The organism is Streptomyces luteolifulvus (assembly GCF_008806595.1).
In the GTDB taxonomy this organism is placed as follows: domain Bacteria; phylum Actinomycetota; class Actinomycetes; order Streptomycetales; family Streptomycetaceae; genus Streptomyces; species Streptomyces luteolifulvus.
The window spans coordinates 40,645-66,297 of record NZ_VZRB01000038.1 but is presented as its reverse complement, the minus strand read 5'-3'; the positions used below and the strand labels follow the sequence as shown (position 1 = coordinate 66,297).

At 69.7% G+C, this 25,653-nt stretch carries 18 protein-coding genes; 11 read left to right on the top strand and 7 right to left on the bottom strand.

The window, feature by feature from the left end:
* Window positions 1–60: 60 nt before the first annotated feature.
* Window positions 61–1,974, bottom strand: a complete 1,914-nt coding sequence (locus tag F7R91_RS34880) for a P-loop ATPase, Sll1717 family (RefSeq protein WP_331000687.1) — start codon at window positions 1,972–1,974, stop codon at window positions 61–63.
* Window positions 1,975–2,089: 115 nt separating this feature from the next.
* Here F7R91_RS34880 and F7R91_RS34875 point away from each other — a divergent pair, with 115 nt between their 5' ends.
* Both F7R91_RS34875 and F7R91_RS34870 read left to right on the top strand, forming a co-directional pair.
* On the top strand, window positions 2,090–3,838 hold the full coding sequence (locus F7R91_RS34875; protein ID WP_150956453.1) for a hypothetical protein: 1,749 nt from the start codon (window positions 2,090–2,092) through the stop codon (window positions 3,836–3,838).
* The gene (locus F7R91_RS34870; protein ID WP_150956450.1) at window positions 3,835–4,995 is read left to right on the top strand and encodes a serine/threonine-protein kinase; all 1,161 of its coding nucleotides are present in this window, start codon (window positions 3,835–3,837) and stop codon (window positions 4,993–4,995) included. Before F7R91_RS34875 ends, F7R91_RS34870 begins: the two co-directional genes overlap by 4 nt.
* Window positions 4,996–5,095: 100 nt before the next feature.
* On the opposite strand, the gene F7R91_RS34865 is transcribed toward F7R91_RS34870, so the two are convergent.
* Window positions 5,096–6,142: a LacI family DNA-binding transcriptional regulator gene (locus F7R91_RS34865; protein WP_150956446.1), complete on the bottom strand. Its 1,047-nt coding sequence runs from the start codon at window positions 6,140–6,142 to the stop codon at window positions 5,096–5,098.
* Between the two features lie 554 nt (window positions 6,143–6,696).
* On the opposite strand from F7R91_RS34865, the gene recD2 reads away from it, so the two are divergent.
* Together recD2 and F7R91_RS34855 are read left to right on the top strand one after the other, a co-directional pair.
* The gene (recD2, locus tag F7R91_RS34860; protein WP_150956443.1) at window positions 6,697–8,955 is read left to right on the top strand and encodes an SF1B family DNA helicase RecD2; all 2,259 of its coding nucleotides are present in this window, start codon (window positions 6,697–6,699) and stop codon (window positions 8,953–8,955) included.
* A gap of 232 nt (window positions 8,956–9,187) precedes the next feature.
* Entirely contained in the window at window positions 9,188–10,477 is a 1,290-nt protein-coding gene (locus tag F7R91_RS34855; RefSeq protein WP_150956440.1) for a citrate synthase, read from the top strand.
* A 701-nt stretch (window positions 10,478–11,178) separates the two neighbouring features.
* On the opposite strand, the gene F7R91_RS34850 is transcribed toward F7R91_RS34855, so the two are convergent.
* The 3 genes from F7R91_RS34850 to F7R91_RS34840 form a co-directional block, all read right to left on the bottom strand.
* A complete protein-coding gene (locus tag F7R91_RS34850; protein WP_150956436.1) occupies window positions 11,179–13,434 on the bottom strand; it encodes a heavy metal translocating P-type ATPase in 2,256 nt (751 codons plus the stop codon).
* A 32-nt stretch (window positions 13,435–13,466) separates the two neighbouring features.
* On the bottom strand, window positions 13,467–13,709 hold the full coding sequence (locus tag F7R91_RS34845) for a heavy-metal-associated domain-containing protein (protein ID WP_150956433.1): 243 nt from the start codon (window positions 13,707–13,709) through the stop codon (window positions 13,467–13,469).
* A gap of 63 nt (window positions 13,710–13,772) precedes the next feature.
* Window positions 13,773–14,477: a TetR/AcrR family transcriptional regulator gene (locus tag F7R91_RS34840; RefSeq protein ID WP_150956430.1), complete on the bottom strand. Its 705-nt coding sequence runs from the start codon at window positions 14,475–14,477 to the stop codon at window positions 13,773–13,775.
* Window positions 14,478–14,675: 198 nt separating this feature from the next.
* Here F7R91_RS34840 and F7R91_RS34835 point away from each other — a divergent pair, with 198 nt between their 5' ends.
* Together F7R91_RS34835 and F7R91_RS34830 are read left to right on the top strand one after the other, a co-directional pair.
* Window positions 14,676–16,880 carry an MMPL family transporter gene (locus F7R91_RS34835; RefSeq protein ID WP_150956427.1) on the top strand — a complete coding sequence of 735 codons (2,205 nt, stop codon included), beginning with the start codon at window positions 14,676–14,678 and terminating at the stop codon, window positions 16,878–16,880.
* Between the two features lie 60 nt (window positions 16,881–16,940).
* Window positions 16,941–17,984, top strand: a complete 1,044-nt coding sequence (locus tag F7R91_RS34830) for a zinc-dependent alcohol dehydrogenase family protein (protein WP_150956424.1) — start codon at window positions 16,941–16,943, stop codon at window positions 17,982–17,984.
* A 53-nt stretch (window positions 17,985–18,037) separates the two neighbouring features.
* On the opposite strand, the gene F7R91_RS34825 is transcribed toward F7R91_RS34830, so the two are convergent.
* Together F7R91_RS34825 and F7R91_RS34820 are read right to left on the bottom strand one after the other, a co-directional pair.
* On the bottom strand, window positions 18,038–18,238 hold the full coding sequence (locus F7R91_RS34825; protein WP_150956421.1) for a helix-turn-helix transcriptional regulator: 201 nt from the start codon (window positions 18,236–18,238) through the stop codon (window positions 18,038–18,040).
* 198 nt (window positions 18,239–18,436) lie between these two features.
* Window positions 18,437–19,354, bottom strand: coding sequence for a sugar phosphate isomerase/epimerase family protein (locus F7R91_RS34820; RefSeq protein WP_150956418.1), 918 nt, complete (start codon window positions 19,352–19,354; stop codon window positions 18,437–18,439).
* A gap of 155 nt (window positions 19,355–19,509) precedes the next feature.
* Here F7R91_RS34820 and iolC point away from each other — a divergent pair, with 155 nt between their 5' ends.
* Genes iolC through mmsA form a run of 5 tightly spaced genes read left to right on the top strand, consistent with a single transcriptional unit; the run spans window position 19,510 to window position 25,618 of the window.
* Window positions 19,510–20,460: a 5-dehydro-2-deoxygluconokinase gene (gene iolC / locus F7R91_RS34815; RefSeq protein ID WP_150956415.1), complete on the top strand. Its 951-nt coding sequence runs from the start codon at window positions 19,510–19,512 to the stop codon at window positions 20,458–20,460.
* Window positions 20,457–21,347, top strand: a complete 891-nt coding sequence (locus F7R91_RS34810; protein WP_150956412.1) for a Cgl0159 family (beta/alpha)8-fold protein — start codon at window positions 20,457–20,459, stop codon at window positions 21,345–21,347. The genes iolC and F7R91_RS34810 overlap by 4 nt, the downstream gene beginning before the upstream one ends.
* Window positions 21,348–21,354: 7 nt before the next feature.
* Window positions 21,355–22,203 carry a 5-deoxy-glucuronate isomerase gene (gene iolB, locus F7R91_RS34805; protein ID WP_150956409.1) on the top strand — a complete coding sequence of 283 codons (849 nt, stop codon included), beginning with the start codon at window positions 21,355–21,357 and terminating at the stop codon, window positions 22,201–22,203.
* Entirely contained in the window at window positions 22,200–24,101 is a 1,902-nt protein-coding gene (gene iolD / locus F7R91_RS34800; RefSeq protein WP_150956406.1) for a 3D-(3,5/4)-trihydroxycyclohexane-1,2-dione acylhydrolase (decyclizing), read from the top strand. Before iolB ends, iolD begins: the two co-directional genes overlap by 4 nt.
* Window positions 24,102–24,115: 14 nt before the next feature.
* Window positions 24,116–25,618 carry a CoA-acylating methylmalonate-semialdehyde dehydrogenase gene (gene mmsA, locus F7R91_RS34795; RefSeq protein WP_150956403.1) on the top strand — a complete coding sequence of 501 codons (1,503 nt, stop codon included), beginning with the start codon at window positions 24,116–24,118 and terminating at the stop codon, window positions 25,616–25,618.
* Window positions 25,619–25,653: the final 35 nt, after the last annotated feature.

The following is a 25,653-nucleotide window of genomic DNA, read 5'->3' as shown; positions in this document are numbered from 1 at the left end:
CGTCCATGCCATTCCCCTGCCTCCACGGTCGACCGGTCACGGACCTTCACGGTCGACCGGTCACGGAGACGAATCCGAACCTGCGCCTGCGCCCAGAGCTCCGCCGGCCGACCGGATCAAGGCTCGGGCCTCGTCCTCGAGACGGTGGGTGATGGGCTCCTCGCGGATGCCGTGGTCGGCGAGCTGTGCGGCCAGGTTTCCGAAATAGTCCGATGTGCTCAGCACATGCTGCGTGACGTCGATCGCGGCACCGCCGTGCAGTTCCTCACGGGCGCGGCGGGCGTCCTCGAGAACCCGGCCGATCTGCGCCTGCACCTCGTCGCGCACGCCGTCCGGCAGCCCTGCCCGCATCAGCTGGCGCAGCAGCCGCTCGCAGGCTCGGGTGACATCGTCGAGCAGCCGGAAGTCGCGGCCCACGCCGAGCGGTATGTCCGAACCGGACGAGCTCCGGACCAGAGCATTCTGGCCACCATGGATGTTCCGCATCCGGTTGGGGCTGTAAGCGGTCAGATCCACCGGCCCCAGGCCGCCCAGTGCGGGCCGGAAGCACGGATGCACATGGAACTCCTCCTCGCCGGGTTGCGGGGGTACCTGGGCGCCGTCGGAGTACACCACGTTGTGGCCCCTCATGACACCGAGGAAGCCGATTCCGAACAGGACGTCCGTCACGCCTTGAGTGGTGAGGCTGTCGGCGTAGTCGGGGAACTGCTGCTGCAGTTGTTCACGGTTGACCTCGAACCGCGTCTCGAGGGCGGTGCGCATGACCACGTAGCCATAGTTGTCGAACAGGAGGAAGAGCCGGCTGAGGAAGGGATGCGTCACGGAGTACTCCCTGGCCAGGTCCGTGAGCTTCCAGCGAGAGAACTGCTCGGTGGCCGTGAGTACGTCACCCTCGGTGATCCGCCGGTCGCTTCGCTGGTCCGCGACGTCCCGGCACGCGTTGAGGAACTGGATCACGTCCCTCGGGCGCGGTAACGAACGCCGGAACAGGTACTCGTCCGTCGGCTCGCCGGAGACGGTCGCAGGGAACAGGTTCCCCCACAACTGCTCCGGGGTGAGGTCCGTTTTGAGTGAGGCCGCCGCCCTGGCCAGGGCGAGATCCGCGAGCTCCTCCCGCGTCCAGGCGATCCGCAGCTCATCGCTGTGGAACTTGTCGGCGTCCCCGAAATTGAGCGTGTCGTAGATGTCCGCCCTCAGGAAGAGCGTGCAGCGCACGGCGCCGCCGTACCGCCCCGTGACCTGCTTGCTCGCCAGGAGCAGCCCCGTGACCAGAGCGTGGCTGTCCGGGTCGATCGTCCAGACCTGTTCGAGCTGGTCGACCAGGAAGAGCAGTGTGTGTCTTCCGGCACAGCCGAGATCGGAGAAGACCGTCGCCACGCCGCGTTCCAGAACCTCCAACTGCCGTCCGGCGCGGGCTCCTTCGGACGAGCCGTTCAGACCGAGACCCGCCTCGATGCCGAACGCTTTGAGTGAGAGGTTCGCCGACTGCAGGCCCCGGACCCCTCGCCGGAGTCTGTCGTACAGACGCTCGTCCCCGGTCTCGTCGTTGGCCTCCAGGAAGCCGCGCAGGGCTCGTACCGAGGAGCGTGCGCGCCAGCCGTGCGCGGCCCGTGCGTGCTCGCACAGATACCGGGCTGCGTGAACAGCGAAGACATATCGCCAGATCAGGGCCTTGGCGGTGTCACCGGAGACTCCCTGGAGCTCGAACCGTCGGATCTCGTCGCCGGCCGCGTCGTCCGGTGTGATCAGGACCGTGGAGCCGGGATGGCCGTCCGGAGCGGCGAGCTGGCGGCAGATCGCGCTCTTGCCGGCGCCCTTGCGGCCGATGATCAGTGACTTGCGGCCGGAGAGCGCTTCCCGGTAGGCGTACGTGGGCCGGAAGACCATGCCGTTGAGCAGACCGTCCGCCAAGTCGTTCTCGGCATCGTCACGGCCGAAGAACAAGTGGCCGACCGGACTGGATTCGTACTCCACGGCGCCCTCCCCCTGGTGATGCATGAATCATCAATACGCCAGGAAGATTAGGCGTGTTGGCGGGGAATGTCTCGGGAATCAGGTCGCGTGAGCATCGGTCGGCATCGGGGGCGTCGTGGACGAACAGAAGGATCTCGAAGAGTTACTCGCGCCGCTGCGCGCGGACTCGGCGGCACTGCACGTCGAGTTGAGGGTGCTGCAGCGTGAACACGAGACGATGGCGAAATCGCTGTCCTCCGCGTGTGACGAGATCGACAGTGTCAAGGAGACGGTGACAGCGACTCACGAAGTGCTGAACGACTTCGTGGAGCGGTACGGCAGACACCAGATCGTGGCCAACGCCCAGGCGGAGCTGACCCAGCTGATCGTCATCTGGAAGGCGGATTACGCCCACCGGCAACGCGTCCGCGGTCTGGCGCGAGGTCTCACGCATGCGTTGACGACCCACGCGGTCGCCGGCGGACTCGTCGACCAGGACACGATCGACGCCTGCGTCAGGCAGCAGTTCCTCGCTGAGCCGACGTACTGGCTCGCCCCGGCGATCATGGCGGTGGCGGCCCAGCACAACGGCGATGCGGTGATTGCCTCCCGGGCCACTGCGCACGCGGTGTACCTCGACTCGGCCAAGGCCAAACTGTTCTTCGCGCTCACCTGTTCGCGCCGTGGCCGGCTCGGTGAGGCGGCGGGCTGGATGGACCGCTACCTCAACTCGCTCGACCGTGACGACCTCGGCTCGGAGTTCGCCGTGGTGCTGGAGGCCATCGCCAACGCCGAACTCGGGTTCGACGCATACACCTACGCCCGTGAGGCCATGGCCCGCTGGTTCCGCGAGGACCGGACCGCCTTCCAGGCCGGGCACGCCCTTCCGTCCGGTCCGTACCTCGCCCCGTGGGGGAGCCGCCTGATGGAACTCGGTGAGGAGGAGGCCACCGGCGACCGCTTCGATGCCCTGCGGAAGCTGACCGGCGTGCAGTGGACCGAGCTGGAGAACGGCTGGCGAACCGCCACGGCCCTTGACGGCACACTGAACTACTTGGAGTCATTCCCGTCGGTCAGTGATCTGCCGGCCCATGGAGGCCACTACGCGGACAGCGCACTGGACCACCTGATCGACCAGTATGAACCGGATGAGGCGGAACTCCAGGACCGCATGACGCGGTTGCGCGCGTTGATCGCTCATGAGGGAAACGTGGAAGCTGCCGCGGCGGCGGACGAAGAGTCGACGCAGGAGAACGAACGACTCGACTTCGTCACCCTGCTGGAGCGGGCCGTCTTCCAGCCCGAGCTGCTCCAACTGGGCGTGCCTGCACGGCGGCTGGCCCTGGACTGCGTCTGGGAGAGTGTGCGTGCGGCGGCGGTGTCCCTGGCCAGAACCTCGCGCTCGCTGCTGCCCGCGACGATCACCCTCGCGGTCGAGGACTGGTCCTGCGAGTACCCCACAGATCCCTCCCGGGGCTTCGACGAGGTCCGTGCGGTGGACGACCTCACCAAGCATGTGGAATCACGGACGCACGAGCAGGTCGAGTCGATCGTGCCGGCCTGGTCGGTCACGGGGGGAGCATGCTTCCTCGCCGCGGTGGACGGAGCGCTCATCGTGCCGTTCGTCAGCGGGGGCTTCATCCTGATGTTCTCGGTCCTGATGGGGGCACTCATCCTTGTGGCGCTGGGCGGCATCGCGCAGGTGCCGTTCCGTAAGCGCAGCCTGCGGGAGGCCGGCTACCGTCGGCGGCTGTACGCGGCGCATGTGCTCGGGCGCGCCGTGGGGGACGTGGAGATCCTTCTGGCCGACTGGCGGCAGGGCCTGCGCTCGTCGGTGGCTCTGGAAGCGTGGGTTCCTGCCCGGGGCGGGGAGGCGGACTCGTGACGGGTGGGCGTCTGCTCGGTGACGGCCGCTACCGTCTGGACGGCCGCCTCGGCAACGGCGGCATGGGGCACGTCTGGCTCGCGTACGACAGGAAGCTCGATCGGCCTGTCGCGGTCAAGCTCCTCGCCATGGACCGCATGCGGCAGCGGAACCGCCGGGTGGCGCTGACGGAGGACATGAGGGCGCGGTTCGAGAAGGAGTGGCAGTCCATGGCACGGATTCAGAGTCCCTACGTGGCTGCCATCCACGACCGAGGAGAGGACCGGGGACAGGTCTACCTGGTGATGGAGTACGTCGACGGCAAGTCGCTGGACGGGTACATGGGGCACGGGAGCTCCCTGACTCTCGAGCAGACCGTGCGTTGGTCCGTGCAGGTGTGTGAGGGGCTCGCGGACGCCAGTGACGTCGATGTCGTGCACCGTGACATCAAGCCGGCCAACATCATGATCAACGAACGAGGCAATGCGAAGGTCGTCGACTTCGGCCTGGCCCGTCTTCTCGACATGTCCGAGACACACAGCGCCGGCGCCACCTGGCAGTACGCAGCACCGGAACGCTGGCAGCGCAGCCCGGGCGACCATCTCAGCGACCTGTACTCACTCGGCTGCGTCATGTACGAGATGCTGACCGGGAACCCGCCCTTCGCCAGCCGGGACGCCGACTTCCTGGAGGTCGGTCGCATGCATCTGCGCCATAACCCCGCACCGCCGCTCAACATCCGTCAGGGCATTCCGGAGAAGCTGAGTCAGTTGGTCATGAAGCTGCTGGCCAAGAAGCCCGAGCAACGGCCGCAGCACGCACGCGCAGTGATACGTCTCATCCGGCAGGTCGAGCACACCCCCGACGCCGGTACGGACGGTCCCGGACAACTCGAACCCGTCGGCAAGCCACACGTGAACACCGACTACGTCGAGCGAATCCGCGAGGCGGAGCAGCGCATTCGCCGCCTGCTGGCTGACAACGGGGAGTACCACTCCTCTGTCATCGAGGCACGTTCCACGCTTGCGGAGTTGACGGGGGAGTCCGGCGACTCCCGTGGTGCGGCCGACCAGTACGAGACGCTCGGCGAGGACTGCAAACGGCTCTTCGGCCCGACCGATCCCAGGGCTCTGAACGCGTTCGCCGCCATGGCTCGCTGGATCGCCTCACCTGCTTGAGGGGCAGGGACAAGGGCAGGGGCAGGGGCAGGAAGCGGGGGTCCGGGCGCGGCAGCCCCGGCCACACCGACGCCGGGTGCCGTCAAGAGCACCGGCGCCCTCAGCCCCGCGGCCCCCCGGAGGACCCCCGCACCATCAACTCGCCCCGGACCGACGCGATGCCCCCGGGCGGCGGCTCCTCCCGGCCCATCGCGATGCGTCCGGCCCGCGCGCCCACCTCCGCGAGCGGCAGCCTCACCGTCGTGAGGGAAGGCACTGTGTCGACGCTGAACGGCAGGTCGTCGAAGCCGGCGACGGACACGTCGTCCGGGATGCGCAGGCCGGAATCCCGGAGCGCGGCGCAGGCTCCCAGCGCGACGGAGTCGTTCGCGGCCACCACCGCCGTCAGGGACGGGTCGCGGCGCAGCAGCTCCAGCGTCGCCTCGTAGCCGGACCGCCGGTCGTAGCGGCCGTGCACCGTCCAGCGCGGGTCCTCCTTGATGCCGTAGGCCTCCAGCGCGGCCCGGTGACCCTCCAGACGGTGCCGGGTCGTCGTCAGCTCCACCGGCCCCGCGATGTAGCCGAGCCGCCGGTGACCCAGCCGGATCAGGTGTTCGGTGAGCTGCCGGGCGCCGCCCCGGTTGTCGAAGGCCAGCGCGATGGCCTGGGTGTCCGGCGCGGGCGGGCGCCCGCACAGCACGATCCGTGTCCCGGCCTCGGCCATCTTCCGCAGCTTGGCCGCCATCGCCGTCGCGTGCGTCGCGTCCTCCACCGCCCCTCCGGTGAGGAGGACGGCGGCGGCCCGCTGCCGCTGGAGCAGCGTGAGATAGGTCAGCTCGCGCTCCGGGGAGCCGCCGGTGTTGCACACGACCGCCAGCCGTTCCCCGCCCGCGCGGCCGCCGGGCCCGCCGATCTCGGACTGGATGGCGCTCGCCATGATCCCGAAGAAGGGGTCGGCGATGTCGTTGACCAGGATGCCGACCAGGTCGGAGGTGGCCGCCGCCAGTGAGCTCGCCGGCCCGTTGAGCACGTAGTCCAGCTCGTCCACGGCCCGCAGCACCCGCTCCCGGGTGGATGCGGCGACGGGGTAGTTCCCGTTCAGTACGCGCGACACCGTCGCAGGGGAGACCTGCGCGCGGGCCGCCACGTCTGCCAGTGTCACCGTCATCTCGTCGTCCTCCGGTCGCGCATCTTGTCGTGCTTCGCCGTACTACGGCCCGGAGCGGCGGTCGTGCATCGCCGGGGGCCGCACGGCCGCGAGGCCGCACGGCGGCGGCCCCACAGCCAAGTGGTTTCGAGCAGACCCTACGGCCACCGACCGCCGTTGTTCGCCCCCTCGAACAACTCAACCCCGTCACGGTCTTGCCCCGCCCGCCGGTCAGGGACCGGCTTCTCCTCGATAGAAAGTGCTTGCTGAAGAGCTCATCGACAAGGGCGTACGCGGCGCACACGGCCGGCTCGGTGACGGTGCCGGCGGAGACGGCGGAACGGTTTACGGCCCACATCATCCGGTGAGCCGGGAAAAATATTCCTCGGACCGTACAACTCTTCCTCCACCTTGCGGGTCGTACGTGGCATCAGGACTTCTGGGGAGGGGATCTGGGGGGATCGCGGGGGTTCTGATACGGAGGGGAAACCCGAGGGGGCCCGGTCGACGGACCGGGCCCCCTCGAAGTTTCTTCACCCGCCCGCGTTGTCGGACCCGGCCTGTAGCGTCGGATCATGTCCAATCAGGCGGGGAGCCGGGCCGAGAGCGGGGAGCGCCGACTGGCCGTGCTCGAAGGCGTCCTGGAGCGGATCACCTACGCCAACGAGGAGAACGGCTACACGGTCGCCCGGGTGGACACCGGCCGCGGCGCCGGCGATCTCCTCACGGTCGTCGGGTCACTGCTCGGCGCCCAGGTGGGCGAGTCCCTGCGCATGGAGGGCCGCTGGGGCTCCCATCCGCAGTACGGAAAACAGTTCACCGTCGAGAACTACACGACCCTCCTTCCCGCCACGGTCCAGGGCATCCGCCGCTATCTCGGCTCCGGTCTGGTCAAGGGCATCGGACCCGTCTTCGCCGACCGCATCACCCAGCACTTCGGCCTGGACACCCTGAAGATCATCGAGGAGGAGCCCAAGCGGCTCATCGAGGTCCCCGGCCTCGGCCCCAAACGCACCAGGAAGATCGCCGACGCCTGGGAGGAACAGAAGGCGATCAAGGAGGTCATGCTCTTCCTCCAGACCGTCGAGGTGTCCACCTCCATCGCGGTCCGTATCTACAAGAAGTACGGCGACGCCTCGATCTCCGTCGTGAAGAACCAGCCCTACCGGCTGGCCGCCGACGTCTGGGGCATCGGCTTCCTCACCGCCGACCGGATCGCCCAGTCCGTCGGCATCCCGCACGACAGCCCGGAGCGCGTCAAGGCGGGCCTGCAGTACGCCCTTTCGCAGTCCACCGACCAGGGCCACTGTTATCTGCCTGAGGAACGGCTCATCGCCGACGCGGTCAAGCTGCTCCAGGTCGACACCGGCCTCGTCATCGAGTGCCTCGCGGAACTCGCGGCGCCGCCGGAGGACGGCGAGGACCCCGGTGTCGTACGGGAGAAGGTCCCCGCCCCGGACGGCGGGGACCCGGTCACGGCCGTCTACCTCGTCCCCTTCCACCGGGCCGAACTCTCCCTCTCCGCCCAGCTGTTGCGGCTCCTGCGCGCCGACGGGGACCGGATGCCCGGCTTCCATGACGTGGCCTGGGACAAGGCGCTGGCCTGGCTGAAGGGGCGTACGGGCGCGGACCTCGCCCCCGAACAGGAGGCCGCCGTCAAACTGGCGCTGACCAGGAAGGTCGCCGTGCTCACCGGCGGCCCCGGCTGCGGCAAGTCCTTCACGGTCCGCTCGATCGTGGAGCTGGCCCGCGCCAAGAAGGCCAAGGTGGTACTGGCCGCCCCGACCGGCCGTGCCGCCAAGCGCCTGGCCGAGCTGACAGGCGCCGAGGCCTCCACAGTCCACCGCCTTCTCGAACTGAAGCCGGGCGGCGACGCGGCCTACGACAAGGACCGCCCGCTGGACGCCGATCTGGTGGTCGTCGACGAGGCGTCCATGCTGGACCTGTTGCTCGCGAACAAGCTGGTCAAGGCGGTGGCCCCGGGTGCCCATCTGCTCTTCGTCGGGGATGTCGACCAGCTGCCCAGCGTCGGCGCCGGCGAGGTTCTGCGCGACCTTCTCGCCGACGGCAGCCCGATCCCGGCCGTGCGCCTCACCCGGGTGTTCCGGCAGGCCCAGCAGTCGGGCGTGGTGACCAACGCGCACCGGATCAACTCCGGGCAGCACCCGCTCACCGACGGTATGAAGGACTTCTTCCTCTTCGTCGAGGACGACACGGAGGCCGCCGGCCGGCTCACCGTGGACGTGGCGGCCCGCCGGATCCCGGCCAGATTCGGCCTCGACCCCCGCCGCGACGTGCAGGTTCTCGCGCCCATGCACCGCGGGCCGGCCGGCGCGGGCACCCTCAACGGACTGCTCCAGCAGGCGATCACGCCCGGCCGCCCGGACCTTCCCGAGAAGCGATTCGGCGGACGGGTCTTCCGAGTCGGCGACAAGGTCACGCAGATTCGCAACAATTACGAGAAGGGGACCAACGGTGTCTTCAACGGCACCGTGGGCGTGGTCACCTCGCTCGACCCGGTCGACCAGCGCCTCACGGTGCTGACGGACGAGGACGAGGAGGTGCCGTACGAATTCGACGAACTGGACGAGCTGGCCCACGCCTACGCGGTCACCATCCACCGTTCGCAGGGAAGTGAATATCCGGCCGTGGTGATCCCGGTCACCACCGGTGCCTGGATGATGCTCCAGCGGAACCTGCTGTACACCGCGGTGACCCGCGCAAAGAAGCTGGTTGTCCTAGTCGGTTCACGCAAAGCGATCGGACAGGCGGTGCGCACGGTGTCCGCGGGACGCCGCTGCACGGCACTCGATTTCCGGCTCTTGAGCCTGTGACCGCACGCTTCAGGCAGGCTCACAAAAAAATGATCGATCAAACGAGTCACCTAGGTCACAGAACTCTTCCGGAAGCGGGCCACGGAGGGGCAGGATGAGCAGGTTGACGGCACTGAGTGCCGCCAACAGGCCCAATGGTCGACCCCGAGTGCACTCTCCTGCGCCAAATGGGGGATGGTAGAGACAGTCAGGGCAACCTCGAAGAAGAGGCACAACGTCGGTGAGGGATGACGTGAGCGACAACTCTGTAGTACTGCGGTACGGCGACGGCGAGTACACCTACCCGGTGATCGACAGCACCGTCGGCGACAAGGGCTTCGACATCGGGAAGCTCCGCGCCCAGACCGGTCTTGTGACCCTGGACAGCGGGTACGGCAACACCGCCGCCTATAAATCCGCCGTCACCTACCTGGACGGTGAGGCGGGCATCCTGCGGTACCGCGGCTACCCGATCGAGCAGCTGGCCGAGCGCTCCACCTTCCTGGAGGTCGCCTACCTGCTGATCAACGGCGAGCTGCCGACCGTCGACGAGCTCACGACGTTCAAGAACGACATCACGCAGCACACGCTGCTGCATGAGGACGTCAAGAACTTCTACAAGGGCTTCCCGCGCGACGCCCACCCGATGGCGATGCTGTCGTCGGTCGTCTCGGCGCTGTCCACCTTCTACCAGGACAGCCACAATCCGTTCGACGAGAAGCAGCGCAACCTCTCGACGATCCGGCTGCTCGCCAAGCTCCCCACGATCGCGGCCTACGCGTACAAGAAGTCGATCGGCCACCCGTTCGTCTACCCGCGCAACGACCTCGGCTACGTCGAGAACTTCCTGCGCATGACCTTCTCGGTGCCGGCGCAGGAGTACGACCTGGACCCGGTCGTCGTCTCCGCCCTCGACAAGCTGCTGATCCTGCACGCGGACCACGAGCAGAACTGTTCGACCTCCACGGTGCGTCTCGTCGGCTCCTCCCAGGCCAACATGTTCGCGTCGATCTCGGCCGGCATCTCCGCCCTGTGGGGCCCGCTGCACGGTGGCGCCAACCAGTCCGTCCTGGAGATGCTGGAGGGCATCCAGGAGACCGGCGGCGACGTCAACGCCTTCATCCGCAAGGTGAAGAACAAGGAGGACGGCGTCCGTCTGATGGGCTTCGGCCACCGGGTCTACAAGAACTTCGACCCGCGCGCCAAGATCATCAAGGCCGCCGCGCACGACGTGCTGTCCGCCCTCGGCAAGTCCGACGAGCTGCTGGACATCGCGCTGAAGCTGGAGGAGCACGCGCTCTCCGACGACTACTTCGTCTCGCGAAGCCTCTACCCGAACGTCGACTTCTACACCGGCCTGATCTACCGCGCCATGGGCTTCCCGACCGAGATGTTCACGGTCCTGTTCGCCCTCGGCCGTCTGCCGGGCTGGATCGCCCAGTGGCACGAGATGATCAAGGAGCCCGGCTCCCGCATCGGGCGCCCGCGCCAGATCTACACGGGCATTGTCGAGCGCGACTTCATTCCGGTCGAGGCCCGCTGAGCTGAGCCCGCACGGCCGGCCCCGCTCCTTTTCTTCCGGGTGCGGGGCCTCGTACGTTCCCTTTCGTATACGGGTTCGTGCGGAACTACGGGTTCGTGCGGAACGGTTCGCATCGAACAACGGAGCGGTCCGCACAGAACAGCGGACAAGCGAAAGGCGCCCCGGCGCCGGTCCCCCCACGGGCCGACGTCCAGGGCGCCTTCCCATGTCCCGGTGCGGATTCCCCCCACGGGATCCGGCCGGGCATCTGTGAGGACAGCGCCTGAATCGCTGTGCTGCGAGTTGAGCAGAACGAGCAAAACTCGACGTACTACTCCTGTGTACGAACTACTGCAGTGTGCGGTCTGCCGGGACAACGCACGTGGGAGGGCCGCTCAAAGCTCCCCGGTGTACGTGCCCCGGCCAACGCAATTCTGAGGAAGTCCCCCAAGACATCCCCAGATGCCAGTCAGCGCCCCCCAAGACGCTCCCTGACATCGTCAACTTAGACCTTCGAACCCCTTCGATGGTTAGGTTCACATCACTGTGATCTGCGTCTCTCGCATATGTCCGTTAGATGCGCAAGAGCCCGAATACAGCGAACGGGACTCAAGCGTAAGGATGATGCGCGAGCCTTGTGAAGAGCTTATGTGAGGGTGGCGTCGGACTCTAGAGGGACTCTTACCTCGAGTTCGGTTAACCACGAGTAACTTTCGGGGAGTTCAGCGGAAGGTCCGCAGCCGCAGGCTGTTCGACACCACGAACACCGAGGAGAAGGCCATCGCCGCCCCCGCGATCATCGGGTTCAGCAGCCCGGCCGCGGCCAGCGGCAGCGCGGCGACGTTGTAGCCGAAGGCCCAGACGAGGTTGCCCTTGATCGTGGACAGGGTCCTGCGGGAGAGCCGGATCGCGTCCGCGGCGACCCGCAGGTCCCCGCGTACCAGCGTCAGATCGCCCGCCTCGATCGCCGCGTCCGTCCCGGTCCCCATCGCGAGCCCCAGATCGGCGACGGCGAGCGCGGCCGCGTCGTTGACCCCGTCCCCGACCATGGCGACGGTCCGGCCCTCGCCCTGCAGCCGCCGTACGACGTCGACCTTGTCCTCGGGCAGCACCTCGGCGATGACCTGGTCGATGCCCACGGCCTGCGCCACGGATTCGGCCACCGCCCGGTTGTCCCCCGTCAGCAGCACCGGCGTGAGCCCCAGCGCGCGCAGCTCGCGGACCGCCTCGGCGCTGGTCTCCTTGACCGCATCGGCCACGGCGAGGACACCCCGTGCCCTGCCGTCCCAGCCGACCACGACGGCCGTACGACCGTGCCTCTCGGCCTCGTCCTTCGCTCGGGCGAGCTCCTTCGGCAGCTCGTCGAAGAGCCGCCCGACGGTCACCTCGTGGCCTTCCACTCGCCCGCGTACGCCCCGCCCGGGCATGCTCTCGAACCCTTCGGCCTCCGGGAGTGTGCCGCCCCGTTCCTCGGCGGCCACGGCGATCGCCCGGGCGACGGGGTGCTCGGAGGCGTGCTCCAGGGCGCCCGCGAGCCGCAGCACCTGCTTCTCGTCGGCGTCCTCGGCGGCGTACACCGCCTGAAGGGTCATCCGGCCGGTGGTGACCGTACCGGTCTTGTCCAGGACGACCGTGTCGACGCGGCGCGTGGACTCCAGTACCTCCGGGCCCCTGATCAGGATGCCGAGCTGCGCGCCGCGCCCGGTGCCGACCATCAGGGCGGTCGGCGTGGCCAGCCCCAGCGCACAGGGACAGGCGATGATCAGCACCGCGACGGCGGCGGTGAAGGCGGCGACCGAGTTGCCGGTGGCGCCCAGCCACACCCCGAAGGTGGCGACCGCGATGAGGATGACCACGGGCACGAAGATCCCGGAGACGCGGTCGGCGAGCCGCTGCACCTCGGCCTTGCCGTTCTGTGCGTCCTCCACCAGCTTCGCCATCCGCGCGAGCTGGGTGTCCGCGCCGACGCGGGTGGCCTCGACGACCAGCCGTCCGCCGGCGTTCACGGTCGCGCCGGTGACCGGGTCGCCGACGCCCACGTCGACCGGGACCGACTCGCCGGTCAGCAGGGAGGCGTCGACCGCGGAGACGCCGTCGACGACGGTGCCGTCGGTGGCGATCTTCTCCCCGGGCCGTACGACGAAACGGTCGCCGGCCGCCAGCCGGGCCACCGGGATCCGCACCTCCCGCCCCTCGCGCAGGACGGCCACGTCCTTCGCGCCGAGCTCCATGAGCGCCCTGAGCGCCGCCCCGGCGCGCCGCTTGGAGCGGGCCTCCAGATAGCGGCCCAGCAGGATGAAGGCGACGACTCCGGCGGCGACCTCCAGATAGATCGTCGAGGCGCCGTCCATACGGGCCGTGAAGCTGAAGCTGTCCTTCATCCCGGGCATACCGGCGTCGCCGAAGAACAGCGCCCACAACGACCAGCCGAACGCGGCAAGCGTGCCGAGCGAGACCAGTGTGTCCATGGTGGCCGCGGCGTGCCGGGCGTTCGTCCAGGCGGACTGGTGGAACGGCCGTCCGCCCCACACCACCACGGGGGCGGCGAGGGTGAGCGCGAGCCACTGCCAGTTGTCGAACTGGAGGGCCGGGATCATGGACATCAGTACGACGGGGGCGGCGAGGAGCGCGGAGACGACGAGACGTTGGCGCAGGGACGTCAGTTCCGGGTCCGCAGGGGTCGCGGACTCCTCGGGGGAGTCGTCGGAGGTGTCCTCGGCGGCCGCCGGCTCGGGCGCCGGCGGCTCCGCCGTGTACCCGGTCTTCACCACGGTGGCGATCAGGTCCTCGACCCGTGTCTCCGGGGAGTAGGTGACTTTGGCCTTCTCCGTCGCGAAGTTGACCGTGGCGGTGACGCCGTCCATGCGGTTGAGCTTCTTCTCGACGCGGGCCGCGCAGGAGGCGCAGGTCATTCCGCCGATGAGCAGCTCGACTTCGGCGTGGGCGGTTATCGCCGTCCCGGTGGTGGTGCTGGTCATGTCGGGGCTCCGGTGCGGGGCGGGGCCGGGGGTCAGACCCTGCCGACGAGCTCGAAGCCCGCCTCGTCGACGGCCGCGCGCACGGCCTCCTCGTCCAGCGGGGCGGCGGAGACGACGGTGACTTCGCCGGTCGAGGCGACCGCCTTCACCGAGCTGACGCCGGGGATCTCGGAGATCTCGCCGGAGACCGAGCCCTCGCAGTGTCCGCAGCTCATCCCGCTGACCTTGTAGACGACGGTGACGGAACCCGGGGTGGTCTCGGTCTGAGTGCTCATGTCGTACTCCTCGCAGAGGCATGTGGGGCCGATGGTGCCCGATTCACACGCCAGAGTATACCCCTAGGGGGTATTCCCCCAAGCGGGGTCACGGTCCCCGCGGGCTCCGGAGGGCGCCATCCTGTCGCCGACCAGCGGTTCGAGATAGCGGAAAAGGATGTTCTTCAGCTCCCGGACGTATGCCTCGCGTTCGGCGCCCTCGTGGGCCAGGACCAGTTCCAGGCCTGCCTTGTACATGCCCACGCAGACCGTCGCGGTGCGGGTGAGGTCGGCGGTCGGTGCGTCGGGCAGGAAGCCTGCGAGCAGCGCTTCGACCCGGCTGACCAGGGTCGCGTGCAGGGCGTCGTGCTCCTCGGTGATCCGGCCCGGGATGTCGGGGCCGTGCATCAGCGCGAAGAACACCGGGTGCTGGCAGTTGAAGTCGACGAAACGGTCGACGGCCGCGCCGACGGCCTCCTTCAGCGGGGTCGCGGGGTCGACCGGGGCGAGTGCCTCGCCGTAGGTCTCCCGCATCTCGTGCATCAGCCGGTCGCCCAGCTCGATCGCGATGGCTTCCTTGTTCGGGAAGAACTGGTACAGCGTGCCGGGCGAGACGCCCGCCTCCCGGGCGATGGCGTTGGTGCTCGCGGCGGTGTAGCCGGTGGAACAGAAGACGGAGGCGGCGGCCTCGAGCAGTTGCGCGACACGGCGCTGGCCGCGGGCCTGGAGGCGGCGCGGCCTGCTCTCGGCCGACTGCTCTTCGTCAGGCTTCCCGGTCTTCTCGGGCATGCGTCATCCCCAGTTCTCCTCACGCGATTGACAAATGCGAGTGGTCGCTCGCATTCTGATGGAAACGCGAGCGAACTCTCGTGTTTGCCAGTCTATGGCAACGGCACCTCCATGCCGCTGCCCGCGCACAGGGTGCCGGGGCGCGGCGACACGGTGAAGTTCCACGGTGAAGTTCCACGGTGAAGGGGACACCGCACGATGACCGAAGTCAACAAGCCACCGCGGATCGGGGGCTGGACCCGTTTCGTCACCGCCCGCCCCAGGTTGTCGCTGCTCGTGGCCCTGGTGCTCACCGCGCTCGCGGTGCTGGCCGGCAGCGGGGTCGCCGACCGTCTGGGCGCCGGCGGCTGGGAGGACCCGGCCGCCGAGTCCACCTACGCGACCAAGGCACTGGAGCGCGAGTTCCCCGATTCCCAGCCCAACCTCCTCCTGCTCGTCGAGTCGGGCCGCTCCTCGGTGGACGACCCGGCGGTCGCCGCGGAGGCGAGGCGGCTCGCCGCGCGTCTGGCCGACGAGCAGGGCGTCATAGGCGTCAGCTCCTACTGGCAGTCCGGCGCACCCGCACTGCGAGCGACGGACGGCCGCGAGGCGCTGATCGCCGCGCGCATCACCGGCGACGAGAAGACCATGGGCGAGACCCTCGACCGCATTGCGCCCTCCTACCGGGGCGGACACGGCCCGGTGGAGGTGACGGTCGGCGGCCCGGTCGCCGTGCGCCACGAGATGCAGACGACCATCCAGGAGGACCTGACCCGCGCCGAGATGATCGCCCTGCCGGTGACCCTTGTGCTGCTGGTCATGGTCTTCGGCAGCGCCGTGGCCGCCCTGCTCCCGCTCGGTATCGGCATAGTCGCGATTCTCGGCACGAACGCGGTGCTGCGCGGCCTGACGGAGTTCACCGACGTCTCCGTCTTCGCGATGAACCTCACCACGGCCCTGGGCCTCGGTCTCGCCATCGACTACGCCCTGTTCATCGTCCGCCGCTTCCGCGAGGAACTGGCCGCCGGAGCAGAGCCGTTGACCGCGATCGGCACCACCCTGCGCACAGCCGGCCGTACGGTCCTGTTCTCCGCGCTCACGGTCGCCGTGTCGCTGGCGGCGATGCTGCTCTTCCCGCAGTACTTCCTGCGGTCCTTCGCCTACGCCGGTATCGCCGTGGTGCTGCTGGCCGCGGCTGCCGCGCTGATCCTGCTCCCGGCGGCCCTGATGCTGCTCGGACACCGCGTCAACGCCCTCGATCTGCGCCGGCTGTTCCGGCGTGGCCGGGCGCCGAAGCCGTCCGGCGAGGAGGGCACGGCCTGGGCGCGCACGGCGACCCTCGTCATGCGCCGCGCCCCGTTCTTCGCGCTCGCCACCACCGCCGTCCTGATCCTGCTCGGGCTGCCCTTCCTGGGCGTGAAGTTCGGCACCGCCGACGACCGTCAGCTGCCCTCCTCCGCCGAGTCCCACGTCGTGCAGCAGCACATCCGGGACGGCTTCCCCGGCAGCCCCGGCGGCGGCCTGGAAGTGCTCGCCGAGGGGCGCGCGACCCAGGCGCAGTACGCCGCCTACAAGGAGCGGATCGCCGCTCTGCCCGAGGTGATGAGGGTCGACGGACCACTGGTCAAGGGCGACGCGGCGTACTTCGCGGTGCTCCCGAAGGGCGAGGCCGTCGACGACCCCGCCCAGCGCCTGGTGGGCGACCTGCGGGCCACGGACGCGCCCTTCGACACCAAGGTGACCGGCACGGCCGCCGTCCTGGTCGACTCCAAGGACGCGATAGCGGAGCAACTGCCCTGGGCGGCCGCCTTCATCGCGGTGGTCACCCTGTTCCTGGTCTTCCTCCTGACCGGCAGTGTGCTGATCCCGGTCCAGGCGGTGCTGCTCAACGCGCTCAGCCTGACGGCGATGTTCGGCGCGGTGGTCTGGGTCTTCCAGGACGGCCATCTCTCCGGCCTCCTCGGTTTCACCAGCCCCGGCTCGATAGAGACGACGCTTCCGGTCCTGATGTTCTGCGTGGCCTTCGGACTCTCCATGGACTACGGCGTGTTCCTGCTCTCCCGCATCAAGGAGGAGCACGACCGCACCGGCGACCACAACGAGGCGGTCCGGCACGGCCTGCAGCGCACGGGCGGGCTGATAACGGCGGCCGCGGTGATCCTCGCCGTAGTGATGGTCGCCATCGGCACCTCCCGGGTGACCAACACCAAGATGCTCGGCCTCGGCATCGCGCTGGCGGTCCTGATGGACGCGATGATCGTCCGCAGCCTGCTGGTCCCTGCGGTGATGCGCCTCACGGGCCGCGCGACCTGGTGGGCCCCGGCCCCGCTGCGCCGCTTCCACGAGCGGTTCGGCCTGAGCGAGGGCGAGGAACCGGCGCCGGCCGTGACACAGGAGCGGGACAAGGTCGGGGCGCACGGTTAGCGTTCCGCCGGAAGGGGTGATCTCCGGGGTGACCCGGGAGCCGGCAGCGGGAGGCACATCGTGCGGGCAGTGGTGTTCGAGCGGTTCGGGGAGCCGGCCGAGGTGCGGGAGGTGCCGGACCCGGAGCCCGCGGAGCACGGCGTCGTGGTGCGTGTCGAGGCCACCGGGCTGTGCCGCAGCGACTGGCACGGCTGGCAGGGCCACGACCCGGATGTCACGCTGCCGCATGTGCCGGGCCATGAACTCGCCGGTGTCGTCCAGGCGGTGGGTGCCCGGGTGACCGGCTCGCGTCCCGGCGACCGGGTCACCGTGCCGTTCGTCTGTGCCTGCGGCAGCTGCGGGGCGTGTGCGGCGGGCGACCAGCAGGTGTGCGAGCGGCAGACCCAGCCCGGGTTCACCCACTGGGGCTCGTTCGCGCAGTACGTCGCGCTGGACCACGCCGATGTCAATCTCGTCGCCGTGCCCGACGGACTGTCCTTCGCCACGGCGGCCTCGCTCGGCTGCCGGTTCGCCACGGCGTTCCGTGCGGTGGTGCAGCAGGGCCGGGTGGCGGCGGGGGAGTGGGTCGCGGTGCACGGCTGCGGGGGCGTGGGCCTGTCCGCGGTGATGATCGCGGCGGCCTCGGGCGCACGGGTCGTCGCCGTCGATGTGTCACCGGCGGCCCTGGACCTGGCGCGGAAGTCCGGGGCCGCCGAGTGCGTGGACGCGGCCCGGACCTCGGACACGGCCGAGGCGGTCCGCGAGCTCACCGGCGGCGGCGCCCAGCTCTCCCTCGACGCCCTGGGCTCGCCCGCCACCTGCGCCGCCTCCGTGAACGGCCTGCGCCGCCGCGGCCGTCATGTCCAGGTCGGCCTCCTGCCCTCGCCCACCGGCACCACCCCCGTCCCCATGGCCCGGGCCGTCGCCCTGGAGCTCGAACTCCTCGGCAGTCACGGCATGGCCGCGCACACCTACCCCCCGATGCTGGAGCTGGTGCGCGCGGGCGTGCTGCGCCCCGATCTGCTGGTGACGTCCGCGATCACCCTCGACGCGGCGCCCGCCGCGCTGGCCGCGATGGAGACGGCGCCGGGGGCCGGCGTGACGGTCATCGCGCCATGGAGCTGACGGCGGCCGTCCCTTCACGGTCGAGGATCGACATCAGCACCTCGTCGACCCACTCAGTCCGCTCTTCGGCCGCGATTGCGCGGACGGGACTCCACCCACGCCTGGACCGTGTCCGCGTACCAGAAGGGTTTGCCGGCCTCCACATGGTCGGGCGGCGGCAGCAGACCGTGTTTGCGGTAGGACCGCACGGTGTCCGGCTGCACCTTGATGTGGGCCGCGATCTCCTTGTACGACCAGAGCATTCGGTCGGTCATGAGCTTCACCTCCGCGCCGGCGATCACAAAGCCTGTGTCCGGTGAACGAGGGAGAGCTGAGGCGGAAAGGATTTGTGGGGCGGGTGTGACGCCTTACGTACACACATGGGACATCTGTTACAGAAACCGGACACAGCAGGGCGGGCCGGGCCCGCTGGATGAGCCTCCAGGGCCCTGAGGGGGCGCTAGTGGGCGCCCCTACGCCCCGCACGATCGAAGGAACGCCCGCGTCCGCTTCGCGATCGGCAACGGAGTGTCCGGGTCGCACGGGTACATGTCCTGCTCGACGATGGCGAACAGGTCGACGTCCAGCTTCTGGGCCGCCTCCAGCACCGGCCCCAACGCAGGCACGCCGGACGGCGGTTCGCACATCACCCCGCGCGCGACGGCGGGCCCGAACGGCACCTCGTTCGCGCGCACATCCGCGAGGATCTCCGGGTCCACCTGCTTGAGGTGCAGGTAACCGATCCGCTCGCCGTACGTCTCGATGAGCTTGACGCTGTCGCCGCCGCAGTACGCGTAGTGCCCGGTGTCCAGGCACAGCGACACCAGCGACGAGTCCGTACCGTCGAGGAAGCGGACGACGTTCTCCTCACTGTCGATATGCGTGTCGGCGTGCGGGTGGACGACGATCCGGAGGCCGTAGCGCTCGCGGACCTCCTGCCCGAGCCGCTCGGTCAGCGAGGTCAGGTTCCGCCACTGCTCGGGCGTGAGCGTGTCCGGCTCCAGCACCTCACCGGTCTTGTCGTCCCGCCAGAAGGACGGGATGACGACCAGATGCCGGGCGCCCATGGCCTGGGCCAGCGCCGCGTTGTCCGCGACATGCGCCCAGGTCTTCTCCCACACGGCCCCGCCGTGATGGAGGCCGGTGAAGACCGTGCCGGCCGACACTTTCAGGCCACGTCGGGCGGTCTCCTCGGCGAGGACGGCCCGGTCGGTCGGCAGATATCCGTAGGGGCCCAGCTCGATCCACTCGTAGCCGGAAGCGGCGACCTCGTCGAGGAAGCGCTGCCAGGGAACCTGCCGAGGGTCGTCCGGGAACCAGACGCCCCAGGAGTCGGGGGCCGATCCGATCCGGATACGGGACAGTGAGGACTGAGGCGGCAACGACGTCATGGCCGCCAGCGTGCGGATCCCGGCCGAGAGTGTCAAGGCCTGGTCCGAATGTCTGGACAAAACATTGACAGGGTCGCGTGCACGGGACTACAAACCGGGGAGAGCCGATACGAGCCGAGAAGACGGCACGAGACGAACGGCACGAAGGGAACTCGATGGCGTACGACCTGATCACCATGGGGCGGATCGGAGTGGATCTCTATCCGCTGCAGACGGGCGTCCCGCTGCCGCAGGTGTCGTCCTTCGGAAAGTTCCTGGGCGGTTCGGCGGCCAACGTCGCGGTCGCCGCGGCCCGCCTGGGACGGCGCTCGGCGGTGATCACCCGCACCGGCGACGACCCGTTCGGCACCTATCTGCACGAGGCGCTGCGGGACTTCGGCGTCGACGACCGCTGGGTGACCCCGGTCCCCGGACTGCCCACCCCGGTCACCTTCTGCGAGGTGTTCCCGCCGGACGACTTCCCGCTGTACTTCTACCGGCAGCCCAAGGCGCCCGACCTGGAGATCGACCCCCATGAGCTCGACCTGGACGCCGTCCGCGACGCCCGTATCTACTGGGTCACCGGCACCGGACTGAGCGAGGAGCCCAGCCGCACCGCGACACTCGCCGCCCTCGCCCACCGGAACAGGACCGGGACGACGGTCTTCGACCTCGACTGGCGGCCGATGTTCTGGACGGACCCGGAGTCCGCCCGCCCGTTCTACACCGAGGCGCTGAAGCACACGACCGTCGCCGTCGGAAACCTCGACGAGGTGGAGGTCGCGACCGGCGTCCGCGAACCCCACGCGGCGGCCCGCGCGCTGCTCGACGCCGGTGTCGAGACCGCCGTCGTGAAGCAGGGCCCCAAGGGTGTCCTCGCCGTCAACAGCAAGGGCGAGTCGGCCGAGGTCCCGCCCCTGCCGGTCGACGTCCTCAACGGCCTCGGCGCCGGTGACGCCTTCGGCGGCTCCCTGTGCCACGGGCTGCTCGAGGGCTGGGACCTGGAGAAGATCATGCGGTACGCCAACGCGGCCGGCGCCATCGTCGCCTCCCGTCTGGAGTGCTCCTCCGCGATGCCGACACCGGACGAGGTGGAAGCGGCGCTGACCGCGGGGGCCGTGCTGTGAGCGTCGACGTCCCGGACCTCGTCCGTGTCCGCACCCAGCACCCCGAGGCGATCGCCGAGGCCGCCGCCCGCCGCATCCGTCGTCCGCTCCTCGGCGACTCGGGCCGGCTGATGATCGTCGCCGCCGACCACCCGGCCCGCGGCGCGCTCGGGGTCGGTGACCGCAAGCTGGCCATGGCCAACCGCGCCGACCTGCTCGAACGCCTCTGCCTTGCGCTGTCCCGGCCCGGCGTCGACGGCGTCCTCGCGACCGCCGACATCCTGGACGACCTGCTGCTGCTCGGCGCCCTCGACCGCAAGGTCGTCATGGGCTCGATGAACCGCGGCGGCCTCCAGGGCGCCCGCTTCGAACTCGACGACCGCTTCACCGGCCACCGTCCCCAGGACATCCAGCGCCTCGGCTTCGACGCCGGCAAGCTGCTGCTGCGCATCGACTACGACGACCCGGGCTCCCTCACCACCCTGGAGTCCACCGCCCGTGCCGTCGACGACATGGCCGCCCGCCGGCTCCCCGTCTTCGTCGAGCCGTTCATCAGCCGCCGCACGCAGGACGGCAGGCTCCGCAACGACCTGTCCGCCGAGGCCGTCACCAGGTCGATCGCCATCGCCTCCGGCCTCGGCGGCAGCTCCGCGTACACCTGGCTGAAGGTCCCGGTCACCGACAACCCCGACGACATGGCCGAGGTCATGGAGACCTCCACGCTGCCCGCCGTGCTGCTCGGCGGCGATGTGGGGGGCTCCGCCGAGGATCAGGCCGCCGCGTACGAGAAGTGGCGCGGGGCGCTTCAACTGCCCACCGTGCGGGGCCTGGTGGTGGGCCGCTCGCTGCTGTACCCGGCCGACGGCGATGTGGCCGCGGCCGTGGACACCGCCGTAGGACTGCTGTGAGGGCCGCATGACGAACACAGAGCCGCACGCCGCCACGTACAGCGGGCTGTACGTCCCGAGGGGCGCGACCGCCGACGCCCGGTACGCCCTCGACATCGGCCCCGAGCGGGCCGGCTGGACCCACAGCAGCCTCCGGATCCTCGAACTCCCGCCGGGCGGCACGCACACCTTCGCGACCGGCGACAGCGAGTGGATCGTCGTTCCGCTGCACGGCGGATGTACCGTGCGCACAGACGCCGAACAGTTCCAACTCCTGGGCAGGGAAAGCGTGTTCGCGTCGGTCACGGACTTCGTGTACGTGCCCCGGGATGCCCAGGCACAGATCGCCTCCGACGCGGGAGGCCGCTTCGCCCTGGCAGGAGCGAGGTGCGGGCGACGACTCCCCGCTCGCTACGGCCCCGCGTCGGAGGTTCCGGTCGAGGAACGCGGCAGCGGCACCTGCGCGCGCCAGGTGCGCAACTTCGCCTCCGCCGACGCCTTCGACTGCGACAAGCTCATCGCGGTCGAGGTGATCACACCCGGCGGCAACTGGTCCTCGTATCCGCCGCACAAGCACGACGAGTACCGGCCGGGCGAGGAAGCGGAGCTGGAGGAGATCTACTACTTCGAGATCGACGGCCCGAACGGGTTCGGCTATCAGCGCGTATTCCCCTCCCGTGAGGGCGGATCGGACGTCCTCGCCGAAGTCCGATCCGGCGACGCCGTCCTCGTCCCCGACGGATGGCACGGCCCGTCCATCGCCCAGCCCGGCCACGCCATGTACTACCTGAACGTCATGGCCGGCCCGGGCGAGACGCGGGAGTGGCGGATCTGCTTCCACCCGGCCCACGTTGACAGCACAGGGGGGTACCGATGACTCCGACGACCTCGACGACCTCGACGACGAGGCTCACGGTCGCCCAGGCGCTCGTCCGCTTCCTGTCCGCCCAGTACACGGAGCGGGACGGGACACGGCAGCGGCTGATCGGCGCGACCTGGGGCATCTTCGGCCACGGCAATGTGGCGGGGCTCGGCCAGGCGCTGATCGAGTACGCCGACGACATGCCGTACCACCAGGGCCGCAACGAGCAGGCCATGGTGCACGCGGCCGTCGGCTACGCCCGTCAGTCGGGCCGCCTGTCCACGCACGCGGTCACCACGTCGATCGGCCCGGGCGCGACGAACCTGGTCACGGGCGCCGCCCTTGCGACGATCAACCATCTCCCGGTCCTGCTGCTGCCGGGCGACGTCTTCGCCACCCGCCCGGCCGACCCGGTCCTCCAGCAGCTCGAAGTCCCGTACGCGGGCGATGTGTCGGTCAACGACTGTCTGCGCCCGGTGTCGAGGTACTTCGACCGCGTCACCCGCCCCGAGGCCCTGATCCCTGCGGCCCTCCAGGCGATGCGGGTGCTCACCGACCCCGTCGAGACCGGCGCCGTGACGCTCGCTCTTCCGCAGGACGTCCAGGCCGAGGCCTACGACTGGCCCGAGGAGTTCTTCGCCGAGCGCACCTGGGCCGTCCGCCGCCCGGGCGCAGACCCGGCCGAACTCGCCGAGGCCGTACGGGCGATCCGCGCGGCCCGCCGCCCGCTGGTGATCGCGGGCGGGGGAGTGCACCACAGCCGCGCCGAGGAGGCCCTCGCCGAGTTCGCCGACGCCACCGGCATCCCGGTCGCCTCCACCCAGGCCGGCAAGGGCTCCCTGCGGTACGACCATCCCCAGGACGTCGGCGGCATCGGCCACACCGGCACGGCGACGGCCGACGAACTCGCCCGCACCGCCGACCTGGTGATCGGCGTCGGCACCCGCTACACCGACTTCACCACGGCCTCCGGCACGCTGTTCACCGGCGAGGGCGTCCGCTTCCTCAACCTCAACATCGCCCCGTACGACGGCCACAAGCTGGCGGGTCTGCCGCTGGTCGCGGACGCCCGCAGCGGCCTCGGGGAGCTGACCGAGGCCCTGGGCATGCACGCCCACCGGGTCGCCGACTCGTACCTCGCCGAGTACACCGAGGACAAGGAGCGCTGGGAGCAGCGCGTCGACGCCTGCTTCGAGGCCGACGAGCCCGATGTACGCCCGACGCAGCCGCAGGTGCTCGGCGCTCTGGACGCCGTCGTCGACGAGACGGACGTGATCATCAACGCGGCCGGTTCGCTCCCCGGCGATCTGCACAAGCTGTGGCGGGCGCGGTCCCGGGACCAGTACCACCTGGAGTACGGCTACTCCTGCATGGGCTACGAGATCCCGGCCGCGATCGGGGTGAAGCTGGCCGCCCCGGACCGGCCCGTGTGGGCGCTGGTCGGCGACGGCACCTACCTGATGATGCCGACGGAGATCGTGACGGCCGTGCAGGAGGGCATAGCGATCAAGATCCTGCTGGTGCAGAACCACGGCTACGCGTCCATCGGCGGCCTGTCCGAGTCGGTGGGCGGCGAGCGGTTCGGCACCGCGTACCGCTACCAGTCCGACGACGGCAGGTACACGGGGGCGCCGCTCCCCGTCGATCTCGCCGCGAACGCGGCCAGTCTGGGCATGCGCGTGCTGCGCGCGAAAACCGTACGTGACCTGCGGGCGGCGCTCGCCGAGGCACGTATCTCCGACACTCCCACTTGTGTCTACGTGGAGACCGAAACGGCAGACACAGTGTCGGGGGCGCCTCCCGCGCAAGCCTGGTGGGATGTACCTGTGGCCGAGACCGCGACCCGCCCGTCGGCGGTCAAAGCACGTGAGCTGTACGAACGGCACGTCTCGACCCGACGCCGCCATCTGTGAAGGAGTACTCGGTCATGACGAAGATCGTCAACCACTGGATCGGCGGCAAGACCGTCGAAGGCGCCTCGGGCACGTACGGGCCGGTCACCGACCCTGCGACCGGCGCGGTCACCACCAAGGTCGCGTTCGCGACGGTCGACGAGGTGGACGCGGCGGTGGCGGCCGCCCAGGACGCCTTCGCGACCTGGGGCCAGTCCTCGCTGGCCCAGCGCACGTCGATCCTGTTCAAGTTCCGTGCGCTGCTCGACGCGCACCGCGACGAGATCGCCGAGCTGATCACCGCCGAGCACGGCAAGGTGCACTCCGACGCGCTCGGCGAGGTCGCCCGCGGTCTGGAGATCGTCGACCTGGCGTGCGGCATCAACGTGCAGCTGAAGGGAGAGCTGTCGACGCAGGTCGCCAGCCGCGTGGACGTGGCCGCGATCCGGCAGCCGCTGGGTGTCGTGGCCGGCATTACGCCGTTCAACTTCCCGGCGATGGTGCCGATGTGGATGTTCCCGCTGGCCATCGCGTGCGGCAACACCTTCGTGCTCAAGCCGAGCGAGAAGGACCCCTCCGCCTCGCTGAAGCTCGCCGAGCTGCTGGCCGAGGCGGGCCTGCCGGACGGCGTCTTCAACGTCGTGCACGGCGACAAGGTGGCCGTCGACCGGCTCCTGGAACACCCGGACGTCAAGGCCGTCTCCTTCGTCGGCTCCACCCCGATCGCCCGCTACATCCACACCACCGCCTCCGCCAATGGCAAGCGTGTGCAGGCGCTGGGCGGTGCCAAGAACCACATGCTGGTGCTGCCGGACGCCGACCTGGACGCGGCGGCGGACGCGGCGGTCTCGGCGGCGTACGGCTCCGCGGGCGAGCGCTGCATGGCCATCTCCGCGGTCGTCGCGGTCGGTGCGATCGGCGACGAACTGGTCGACAAGATCCGTGAGCGCGCCGAGAAGATCAAGATCGGTCCGGGCAACGACCCGACCTCCGAGATGGGCCCGCTCATCACGAAGGTGCACCGCGACAAGGTGGCGTCCTACGTCGCGGGCGCGGCGGCCGAGGGCTCCGAGGTCGTCCTGGACGGCACCGGGTACACCGTGGACGGCTTCGAGGACGGTCACTGGATCGGCATCTCGCTGCTGGACAAGGTGCCCACCACGGCGAAGGCCTACCAGGACGAGATCTTCGGCCCGGTGCTGTGCGTGCTGCGTGTCGACACGTACGAGGACGGCGTGGCCCTGATCAACAGCTCGCCGTTCGGCAACGGCACCGCGATCTTCACCCGGGACGGCGGCGCCGCCCGCCGCTTCCAGCTGGAGATCGAGGCCGGCATGGTCGGCGTGAACGTGCCGATCCCGGTCCCCGTCGGGTACCACTCCTTCGGCGGCTGGAAGGACTCGCTCTTCGGCGACCACCACATCTACGGCAACGACGGGACGCACTTCTACACCCGCGGCAAGGTCGTCACCACCCGCTGGCCCGACCCGGCCGACGCCCCCGCCGGTGTCGACCTCGGCTTCCCGCGCAACCACTGACGTCCGTCAACCACTGACGTCCGTCGCAGGGCCGT